9 protein-coding genes are annotated in these 10,121 nt (G+C 70.1%); 3 read left to right on the top strand and 6 right to left on the bottom strand.

Annotation, left to right across the window (positions count from 1 at the left end; genetic code table 11):
- The 3 genes from RIN80_RS02020 to RIN80_RS02010 all read left to right on the top strand — a co-directional run.
- Positions 1-583 (top strand): ParA family protein (locus tag RIN80_RS02020; protein ID WP_309093700.1); only part of this gene is annotated, 583 nt, incomplete at its 5' end.
- Positions 580-1,680, top strand: coding sequence for a ParB/RepB/Spo0J family partition protein (locus tag RIN80_RS02015; protein WP_309093699.1), 1,101 nt, complete (start codon positions 580-582; stop codon positions 1,678-1,680). The genes RIN80_RS02020 and RIN80_RS02015, both read left to right, overlap by 4 nt.
- A gap of 320 nt (positions 1,681-2,000) precedes the next feature.
- Positions 2,001-2,618 (top strand): GNAT family N-acetyltransferase, encoded by a 618-nt coding sequence (locus RIN80_RS02010; protein WP_309093698.1) that lies wholly within the window; start codon positions 2,001-2,003, stop codon positions 2,616-2,618.
- A 94-nt stretch (positions 2,619-2,712) separates the two neighbouring features.
- On the opposite strand, the gene trxA is transcribed toward RIN80_RS02010, so the two are convergent.
- The 6 genes from trxA to murJ form a co-directional block, all read right to left on the bottom strand.
- A complete protein-coding gene (gene trxA / locus RIN80_RS02005; RefSeq protein WP_010032728.1) occupies positions 2,713-3,045 on the bottom strand; it encodes a thioredoxin in 333 nt (110 codons plus the stop codon).
- Between the two features lie 44 nt (positions 3,046-3,089).
- Positions 3,090-4,058 carry a thioredoxin-disulfide reductase gene (gene trxB, locus RIN80_RS02000; protein ID WP_309093697.1) on the bottom strand — a complete coding sequence of 323 codons (969 nt, stop codon included), beginning with the start codon at positions 4,056-4,058 and terminating at the stop codon, positions 3,090-3,092.
- A gap of 165 nt (positions 4,059-4,223) precedes the next feature.
- A complete protein-coding gene (locus RIN80_RS01995; protein ID WP_309093696.1) occupies positions 4,224-5,240 on the bottom strand; it encodes a hypothetical protein in 1,017 nt (338 codons plus the stop codon).
- The gene (sigM, locus tag RIN80_RS01990; RefSeq protein ID WP_309093695.1) at positions 5,237-5,956 is read right to left on the bottom strand and encodes an RNA polymerase sigma factor SigM; all 720 of its coding nucleotides are present in this window, start codon (positions 5,954-5,956) and stop codon (positions 5,237-5,239) included. Before sigM ends, RIN80_RS01995 begins: the two co-directional genes overlap by 4 nt.
- A gap of 24 nt (positions 5,957-5,980) precedes the next feature.
- The gene (locus RIN80_RS01985) at positions 5,981-7,693 is read right to left on the bottom strand and encodes a protein kinase family protein (protein ID WP_309093694.1); all 1,713 of its coding nucleotides are present in this window, start codon (positions 7,691-7,693) and stop codon (positions 5,981-5,983) included.
- A 141-nt stretch (positions 7,694-7,834) separates the two neighbouring features.
- Positions 7,835-10,105: a murein biosynthesis integral membrane protein MurJ gene (gene murJ, locus RIN80_RS01980; protein ID WP_309093693.1), complete on the bottom strand. Its 2,271-nt coding sequence runs from the start codon at positions 10,103-10,105 to the stop codon at positions 7,835-7,837.
- Positions 10,106-10,121 lie beyond the last annotated feature (16 nt).

Genomic DNA, 10,121 nt, shown 5'->3' with positions numbered 1-10,121 from the left:
CGCCACGATCGATCTCGCCGGTGCGGAGATCGAGCTGGTTTCCCTGGTGGCGCGGGAAAGCAGACTGCAGCGCGCCATCCAGGCGTACGAGCAGCCGCTGGACTACATCCTCATCGACTGTCCGCCCTCGCTCGGGCTCCTCACGGTCAACGCGTTGGTGGCGGGCCAGGAGGTCCTGATTCCGATCCAGTGCGAGTATTACGCGCTGGAGGGTCTGGGCCAGTTGCTGCGCAACGTCGACCTGGTGCGGGGGCACCTCAACCCCACCCTGCACGTGTCGACCATCCTGCTCACCATGTACGACGGCCGGACGCGTCTGGCGTCGCAGGTCGCCGAGGAGGTGCGCACGCACTTCGGCGACGAGGTGTTGCGGACGAGCATCCCCCGGTCCGTCCGTATCTCCGAAGCGCCGAGTTACGGGCAGACCGTCCTGACTTACGATCCAGGATCGAGTGGTGCCCTCTCATATCTTGAGGCGGCACGAGAGATCGCGCTGAGGGGCGTGGGCATCAGCTATGACGCCACACACGCCCACATCGGCGCACAGCAGAACGACCCGAGCATGGTGGAGGGCATTCAGTGAGCGAGCGACGGAGGGGGCTGGGCCGTGGTCTCGGCGCACTGATCCCTGCCGCCCCGACAGAGAAGTCGGTGGCCCAGGCCGCGACGGGGGGTGCCGCTGCCACATCCCCCGCGGCAGTGCCCGTGCTGCCCAACGAGCGTGGGGTGGCCGCAGCGAAGGTAGCGACGCTGCCGGCTGTTTCACGTGAAACCGAGGAACCGGCGCAGCCCGCTGCCCCGGCCCTGCCTGCTGCGCCCATCGGTGCGCACTTCGCCGAGATCCCGCTCGACGCGATCACGCCGAACCCGCGGCAGCCGCGTGAGGTCTTCGACGAGGACGCGCTCTCCGAGCTCATCACCTCCATCAAGGAAGTGGGGCTCCTCCAGCCGGTCGTCGTCCGCCAGGTGGGCCCCGCCCGCTATGAGCTCATCATGGGCGAGCGTCGCTGGCGGGCCTGCCGTGAGGCGGGCCTGGAGGCGATCCCGGCGATCGTCCGGGCCACAGAGGACGAGAAGCTCCTCCTGGACGCCCTGCTGGAGAACCTGCACCGCGCTCAGCTGAACCCGCTGGAAGAGGCCGCCGCCTACGACCAGTTGCTCAGGGACTTCAACTGCACGCATGATCAGCTGGCGGACCGCATCGGCCGCTCCCGGCCGCAGGTCTCCAACACCCTGCGGCTGCTGAAGCTCTCGCCTGCCGTGCAGCGCCGGGTCGCCGCGGGTGTGCTCTCCGCCGGCCATGCCCGGGCCCTGCTGTCCGTCGAGGACTCGGAGGAGCAGGACAAGCTGGCCCACCGCATCGTCGCCGAAGGGCTCTCGGTGCGTGCCGTCGAGGAGATCGTGACCCTCATGGGGTCGCGGCCCCAGAAGGCTCAGCGGCCCAAGGGGCCGCGGGCCGGGGCGCGGGTCTCGCCCGCGCTGTCCGAGCTCGCCACGCGGCTCTCGGACCGCTTCGAGACGCGGGTGAAGGTCGACCTCGGGCAGAAGAAGGGCAAGATCACCGTCGAGTTCGCCTCAATGGAGGACCTTGAGCGGATCCTCGGTTCCCTCGCTCCCGGCGAGGGTCCGGTCCTGCAGAAGAGTCTTCTGGAGGGCGACTCCGAGGAAAGCGAGTCCTGAGTCTCCGGACGGAGTCTCGGCTGTGCATCCGACAGAGCGGGCCGTGTCCGGTGTGTACCGGAACGTGGCCCGCTCTTTCCTTTCGGGCGGTTTCGATGGAATCGCATCATCGATACGATGCGTTCGGGTACGGCGCGACCACCCGGCAGCACCTCTGAGAGGGAGACAAGGGCGATGCGAACGATGAGCCGCACCGGTCTGGTGAGCGCCGGTTTGGGGCTGGGAGCCGTCGGTGGGTTCATCGGCAGTCTCCTCAGGGAACGGAGTGCTCTCACAGCCGCTTGCGATGCGGCGGGCGAAGGAAGCGAGGAACAGCCTTCATGGGGCGTCGGCTTGTACCGCTCACGCTGGACAACCTTCAGGACCTTCCCCAGCGCTGTCGCTCGTGTGTCTTCTGGGAACTCGACCCGGTCAGCGGTGAGGCAGCGGTAAAGGCGGGCACGTCCGACCTGGAGAAGGAAGCCTGGATCTCAGCGGTCCTGCTGGACTGGGGCTCCTGTGGCCGGGTCGTCTACGTGGATGACGTGCCGGTGGGCTTCGTGCTCTACGCCCCTCCCGCCTATGTCCCCCGCTCCACGGCGTTCCCCACGAGCCCGGTCTCTCCTGACGCCGTCCAACTGATGACCGCGTTCATCGTGCCGGACTACCAGGGGCAGGGGCTGGGCCGGGTGATGGTGCAGACGGTGGCGAAGGATCTGCTGCGGCGCGGCTTCAAGGCGATCGAGGCATTCGGAGACGCGCGCTGGAAGGAGCCGGCCTGTGTGCTGCCGGCCGACCATCTCCTGGCGGTGGGCTTCAAGACGGTCCGGCAACATCCCACCCACCCACGGTTGAGACTGGAGCTGCGATCCACGCTCTCGTGGAAGGAAGACGTGGAGATGGCACTTGACCGGCTCCTGGGAGCCGTTCAGAAGGAACCGGCGCTCCGGCCGCTGTAGTGGCAGGCAGACACACGAATGGGCCAGCCCTTCCGGGCCGGCCCATTCGTGTTTCACGTGAAACATGCTCCGCAGGAGCGACTGCTCAGCCGTCTCACTCGGCGATGAACTCCTCCAGGTCGCGAACGATCGCGGCCTTCGGCTTGGCGCCCACGATGGTCTTGGCGACCTCGCCACCCTGGTAGACGTTCAGGGTCGGGATCGACATGACGCCGTACTTGGCGGCCGTGCCCGGGTTCTCGTCGATGTTCAGCTTGACGACCTCGATCTTGTCGCCGTACTCGGAGGCGATCGCCTCGAGGGACGGCGCGATCTGACGGCACGGGCCGCACCAGGCGGCCCAGAAGTCCACCAGGACGGGCTTGTCGCTCTTGAGGACGTCCTGCTCGAAGGAGTCGTCGGTCACATTCTTCAGGGTGCCGGCCACGGCGGGCTCCTTAACTGTTGGTGCGTGGGGCGGGTAGGGAGGGGTCAGACTGCGGTCTTCTCGGGCTCCGGCTGCTCCTCGTCCGCGAGGGCGGCCAGGAAGCGCTCGGCGTCCAGAGCGGCGGAGCAGCCGGTGCCGGCCGCGGTGATCGCCTGCCGGTAGGTGTGGTCCACGACGTCGCCGGCACCGAAGACGCCCGGCAGGTTCGTGCGCGTCGACGGCGCGTTCACCTTCAGGTAGCCCTCCTCGTCCAGGTCGAGCTGGCCCTTGAAGAGCTCGGTGCGGGGGTCGTGACCGATGGCGATGAACAGACCGGTCACCGGCAGGTCCGAGAGCTCGCCGGTCTTGAGGTTGCGCAGCTTCAGGCCGGAGAGCTTCGGGTCGCCCTGGATCTCGGCGACCTCGCTGTCCCACACGAACGAGATCTTCGGGTCGGCGAAGGCACGCTCCTGCATGGCCTTGGAGGCACGCAGGGTGTCACGCCGGTGGACGACGGTGACGGACTTGGCGAACCGGGACAGGAAGGTGGCTTCCTCCATCGCGGTGTCGCCGCCACCGATCACGGCGATGTCCTGGTCCTTGAAGAAGAACCCGTCACAGGTGGCACACCACGACACGCCACGACCGGAGAGGGCGTCCTCGTTCGGCAGACCGAGCTTGCGGTGCTGCGAGCCCGTCGCCACGATGACGGCCTTGGCCCGGTGGACGGTACCGGCCGTGTCCGTGACGGTCTTGATCTCACCGGTCAGGTCGACGGCCACCACGTCGTCCGGGACGAGTTCGGCACCGAAGCGCTCCGCCTGGGCGCGCATGTTGTCCATGAGCTCGGGGCCCATGATGCCGTCCTGGAAGCCCGGGAAGTTCTCGACGTCGGTGGTGTTCATGAGCGCACCACCCGCGGTGACGGCGCCCTCGAACACCAGGGGCTTCAGCGACGCGCGTGCGGTGTACAGCGCCGCCGTGTAACCGGCGGGCCCGGAGCCGATGATGATCACGTTACGGACGTCGCTCACGGCTTGATTCCTCGTCTCTGGACTGCGTCGATGGACCGGTGGGAGCTTCTCTCGAAGCTCTCACCCCACCCAACGGATCCTAAGGGGCGCGCATTCCCGCTGTGTCCGGGCACACGGAGATGTCTCCCTGCGCGGATACCGCGCAGGGGGAGACGAAGCGCCGGCTCAGGGAGACGGGTAGGAGCGCTCCAGGAGGACCGTGCCCTTGGAGGCGGAGCCCTGCTGATCCACACACGTCGCGTCGACGATGTAGGCGGCGACCCGCGTCGCGTCGGCAGCATCGGGAAGCAGCACGAGCATGGCCTTCTTCCCCTGATACCTGCCGTTCTCGACGGCGAGGGCGTTGTCCTCACGCCCGATGCCCTCACGCACGCAGCCGGGTACTACGACCCCCTTCAGAACCCTGGGGTGGTTGGTGCCCGGGGCAGTGGCCGCACCGAAGGGGCTGCGGGAGTCGCCGCCGCCCTCGGTCTCGCTCTTGTTTTCGGAGAGGATGTCGGAGACCTGGCTCCGCAGCTTGCCCTCGGAGAAGGTGTCCGCGGGGGCGGTCTGCCGACCTTCTGCCGTGTCGCGCGCGGGCTGTCCGTCGCCGAGGGACGACAGCAGGACGGATCCCAGGCCCAGGGCTGCGGCGGTGAAGACGGTGCCGAGAACGGCGATCCTGCGCCGTCCGTTCCGTGTGCGTCCCTTGCGTCCGGGGCCGGTGGTGGAGGAGCGAGGGCGTCCGGCGGGCCGGTCAGCGGGCGTCGATGTTTCACGTGAAACATGCGCACCGTCTGCGTCCTCCGAACCGGAACCGGAGGCGGAATCGGAGCCGGCGGCGTCGCTGTCGGGACGGGCGCCCTCGTCGGCCTCGGTAGCCGAGCCCGGCCCTGAGCCGGAAGCATCGGTGGCTGCGGCCGGGTTCTCGGAGACCTCCGGGCGCGTGGCCGTCAGCAGAGCCTCGGCGGCGAGAGCGGCATCGATGCGGCCGGCGACCTCGGCGGGCATGCGCGGCGGGCCCGGCAGGGTGCCGAGCAGCCCGCGGATCTCCTCCAGGGACGCGTAGACGTCCGCGCAGAGCTCACAGGAGTCGAGGTGCTGTTGCAGGACGCTGCTCCGGGCCGGTGGGAGGAGGCCCTCGGCGAGGTCGGAGATCTCCGCGACATCCGGGTGCCCGGCCATGTCGGTCGTCGACGTCACGCTCGTCCACCTCCGCCCTTCACTACAGCTGAGTCGCTCGGTCCTGTGTCCGGCGGTTCCGCCGGGAGCGGTCCCGCTGCGGGTGGGACGGCCGGCTCCGGCGTCCGGTTCCGTTCCGCGCCCGTCTTCTTGCCTCTGCCCTCCGGCCGGAGGTGGGTGAGCAGCGGCAGGAGTCTGGCTCTGCCGCGTGCGCACCGGCTTTTCACCGTGCCGGTCGGCACATCCAGGATGCGGGCCGCCTCCGCGACGGGGTAGCCCTGCATGTCCACCAGGACCAGTGCCGCGCGCTGGTCGGCCGGCAGCGTGCCCAGCGCTTCGACGAGCTGCCGGTGCAGATCGTTGCGCTCGGCGGGGGCCGAGGCCGACTCGTGCGGCTCCAGCAGCTGCTCCAGCCGCTCGGTGTCGTCGACGGGGGAGGTCTTCCGGGAGGCGACCTTGCGGGCCCGGTCCAGGCAGGCGTTCACCGTGATCCTGTGCAGCCAGGTCGTGACCGCCGACTGGCCCCGGAAGGTGTGGGCGGCCCGGTAGGCGGAGACGAGGGCGTCCTGGACCGCGTCAGCGGCCTCCTCGCGGTCCCCCAGCGTCCTCAGGGCGACGGCCCAGAGCCGGTCGCGGTGCCGCCGGACGATCTCACCGAAGGCATCGGGGTCGCCCTCGACATGCCGGGCGAGGAGATCCTGATCCGTGGCACCGCTGTGCTCGGCGCGGTCCCCCATGGAACCCCTCCCCTCGGTCGGCTCTCAGCCCGTGAACTTCACTTCGGTGATGGCCTGCTTGTAACCCGGGTCGCTGAAGTTCGACGGGTCGGCGCCCGAGTACGGCAGCGCCGTCAGCCAGACCAGGACGTACCGGCTCTGCACGGGTTTGTCGACGGTGACCTTCGCGGAGGTGCCGCTCGTCGTCGCGTCGCCGAGCTTCTTCATGGAGCTCAGCGGGGTGGAGGAACCGAGGGAGTCGGTCGCGTACAGCTCGACCGTGGTGTGGTCGCCGCCGTACCGGAGCGACAGGGACGCGGCCGAGACCTGCTGCTCGGATCCGAGGTCGTAGACGATGCCGACACCCGGCTTTATCACCATCTTCGGACCGTCGAGGTAGCTGTTGGTCCGCCAGCCCGTGGACGTGTCGCCGTCGTAGGTCTTGCCGACGTCGGCGGCGTGCTGGGCCTGGCCCTTGGCGACGTACTCCTCGGAGCCCTTGATAACGAGCGGCTTCGGGGCCGGGCGGTTCTTGTTCTTGTCTCCGCCCTCGTTGTTCTGCGTCTTGGTCGGGTCGTCCGAGGAGCCGCCCTGGTCCATGAGGGCGTCGGCCAGCTGCCAGCTGCCCAGACCCAGCGCGGCGATCAGGAGTGCGGACACGGCCCACTTCAGGGCCTTGCCGGTGCGGCTCTGCAACGGGGGCGGCGGAGGCACGATCGGCTGGGCGGCACCGGGGGCCTGGCGGCCGTACGTACCCTGCTGGTAGGTCGTGCGCTGGTACTCGGGCGGGGCGGTGAACGCCGGCTCCGGCGGGCGGATGCGCGGCATCTCGCCGATCGCCTTCACCAGCTCCTCGGGCGTGGTGCACGGCGACTCGTGCCGTGAGGCGGTGGCACCGTCGTTGGCGAGGGCGCGCATGGCGAGCTCGGACAGGCCGCGGTGCACCCCGGCCCGCACCTGGTCCGGTGCGATGAGGCCGATGTCCTTCGGAAGCCCCGACAGCCCGTAGGCGTCGCTCTCGTACGGCCAGCGCTGGGTCAGTGCCGCGTACAGCAGGGCGCCGATGGCCTCGGTGTCGGTGCGCTGCGGGGTGTCGGACGAGATGCCGCGCAGCGCGGCGTTCACGGCGAGGCCGCGGATGCGCCACTGGCCGGTCGAGGCGCGCAGGACGGCGTTGGGGTTCAGGCGCAGGTGGGCGAGGCCCTCACGGTGGGCGGCGGCCATGGCGGCGGAGACCTGGCTGACCATCTGGTAGGCGTCGTACGGCTCCAGCGGCCCGGAGGCGAGGAGCGTGGTCAGCTCCGTCGCGTCCGGGAGCCACTCGTGGACCACATAGACGAGGTCGTTCTCCTCCACCGCGTCCAGGACCTGCACGAACCGCGGGTCACCGAGGAGCGCGGAGGAGCGGGCGGCGGCCAGGACGGACCGGGCCCGTGAGTGGTCCGCGGGCAGGATGTGCACGCCGACGGCACGGCGGAGTTTCTCGTCCACGGCACGCCAGCTGCTGAAACCGTCCAGACGGGTGACGCACTCCTCGAGGCGGTAGCGTCTGGCGAGCTTGTGGCCGCTGTGCAGCTCAGGCGTCGAGGTCTTTCCGGAACCGTCGGCCCGGGTGCTCTCCTGTACCTCGTCGCTGTCCGTGTCCCGCTCCCGGTTCTTGGCCACCCCGTCGGCCGTGGACTGGTCCGCCTGTGCGGTCAGCGACGTGTCGCCGCTGTTGTCTGCCACGTCGACGGCAGCCGTACTCCGTTCCGCCACCGTCGTTCCTGCCTCCCCATCCATTGCGCGCCGGCCGGCAGCCGTTGCGCGCCGTCCGACGCCGAAACCAATTGTGCCCACAGTCCGCCGCTATGCACGACACGCGGTGGCTGACGATGGTTGTGCGCCTACCACCCCGCCCTAGCGTCCCAGGCGCCCGCGGACCATGCCGACCAGCGAGTTGAGTTCCTCGATGCGCATGCGGCGGGCGGCGACGAAGAAGACCCCGAGCAGCACGGCACCTCCGGCGAACACCGCGGCGAGCGAGCCCGCGACGCCCTGGCCGAGCGTGTGGCCGATGCCGTAGACGGCAGCGCCGCTGAGCAGGGCGGCCGGGACCGACGCGATGCACAGCCGGGCGTACGTCCGCAGGACGCGGGCACCGTCGAGGTCCCCGCCGAGCCGCTTGCGCAGTCGGCGCCAGGCGACGCCGACGCCGATCGCGTAGGCCAGTCCGTAGGAGGCGGCCATGCCGACCACGGCCCAGCGGGACGGGATGACGAAGTAGCAGACCGCCGAGGCGCCGGCGTTCACCGCGGCGACGATGACCGTGTTGTAGAAGGGAGTTCGGGTGTCCTCGTAGGCGTAGAAGGCGCGCAGGACCACGTACTGCACGGAGTACGGGATCAGGCCGAGGCCGAACGCCATCAGCATGTAGCCCATGTTGGTCGCCTCGCTGGTGCCCGAGGAGCCGAACATCAGCGTGCACATCGGGATGCCGAGCGAGAGGAACCCGAAGGCGATCGGCACGATCGCGACGGCCGTGTTGCGCAGACCCTGGGAGATGTCGTCCCGGACCGCGCCGCCGTCGCCCTCGGCCGCCGAGCGCGACAGTCGCGGCAGCAGCGCGGCCATGAGGGAGACCGTGATGATGGCCTGCGGCAGGCCCCAGATCAGCTGCGCGTTGGCGTAGGCGGCGAAGCCGGTGCCGTCGACGGGCGAGGCCTTGCCCGCCGCGGTGGACAACTGGATGACGATCATGGCGCCCGCCTGGTTGGCGAGGACGAACAGGACCGTCCACTTGGCGAGCGTGACGGCCTTGCCGAGCCCCTGGCCCTTCCAGTCGAAGCGCAGCCGCAGCCGGAACCCTGTCTCCCGCAGGTAGGGGATCATCGCCAGGGCCTGGACCACGAGGCCGAGCAGGACGCCGACGCCGAGCAGGCGCTGGCCCTCCGGCGGGATGGTCGCGGCCTCCATCCCGGAGTCGGCGGCGGTGCCGTAGACGTAGATGAACATGCCCAGCGTCACGATGATGACGATGTTGTTCAGGACCGGGGTCCACATCATCGCGCCGAACTTGCCGCGGGCGTTGAGGATCTGGCCCATCACGACATGGATGCCCATGAAGAAGATCGTGGGCAGGAAGAACTGGGCGAAGGTGATGGCGACCTGGTTCGCCGCGGGATCGCTGGCGACGCCGTTGGACAGCACGCGGATCAACAGCGGCGCGCCGAGCACCGAGAGCGCGGTGAGCCCGCCGAGCGTGACGATGACCAGGGTCAGCAGCCGGTTGGCGTACGCCTCGCCGCCGTCCTCGTCCTCCTTCATGGCGCGCACCAGCTGCGGTACGAACACGGAGTTCAGACCGCCGCCGACGGTGAGGATGTAGATCATCGTCGGCAGCTGGTAGGCGACCTGGAAGGTGTCACCGAGAAGGCCGACGCCCAGCGCCGAGACGATCAGCGCCGACCGGACGAAGCCGGTGAGGCGGGAGACCATCGTGCCCGCCGCCATCACGGCGCTGGACTTCATCAGGCCCCCGGCGCGGCCGGCCTTCTTCGGGGCGGGCGCGGCGGTGGGCTCCGGGTCGGAGGGCTCGTCGGTCAGGGAGGCCGTCGCCGCGGTCTGCTCCGGTGCCGCGTACCGGCCCTGCGCCATGGGCGCCGGGGACGGGCCGGGGAGCGAGGGCGACTCGTACGAGGGGTGGCCGCTGCTCTGCTGCTGGTCGCGGAAGAGGTGCGCGAACGCGTCCGGCTCCTGGCGCGGCTCGCCCGCGTGGGAGACGAGGTCGTCCACGCCGACGAACTGCGTGGTGCGGGGGTCGTCGCCGTACGGCAGGTGCCGCGTCGGGCCGTCCGGCTCGGGCGCGGGCGTCTGGGCCCACACCCGCGGGTCGGGGGCGTACGGTGACTGCGGCGGCTGGGCGTACAGCTGCTGCTGCGGCTGGTAGGTGCCCGGGGTGGGCGGCGGGTGCGCGGCGCGGTCGTAGAGCGCCTCGCCGACCGGGTCCTGGGCGGCGAGGTCGTGTGCCTGGTAGGGGTCCGGGGCGTAGGCGTCCTGGAGGTACATGTCCGCGGGCGGCTGCGGCGGTACCTGGCCGTGCTCGGCCGGCGAGCCCTCGGGCCCGCCCGACTCGGGGTGGCCCGGGCTCCCCGCGGCACGACCGCGGTCACCGTCGTACGGCGCGTTCATGGTTACCCCACCTCAT

This window comes from Streptomyces sp. (assembly GCF_031181705.1).
Classification (GTDB): domain Bacteria; phylum Actinomycetota; class Actinomycetes; order Streptomycetales; family Streptomycetaceae; genus Streptomyces.
This window is presented reverse-complemented; position numbering and strand designations above follow the sequence as displayed.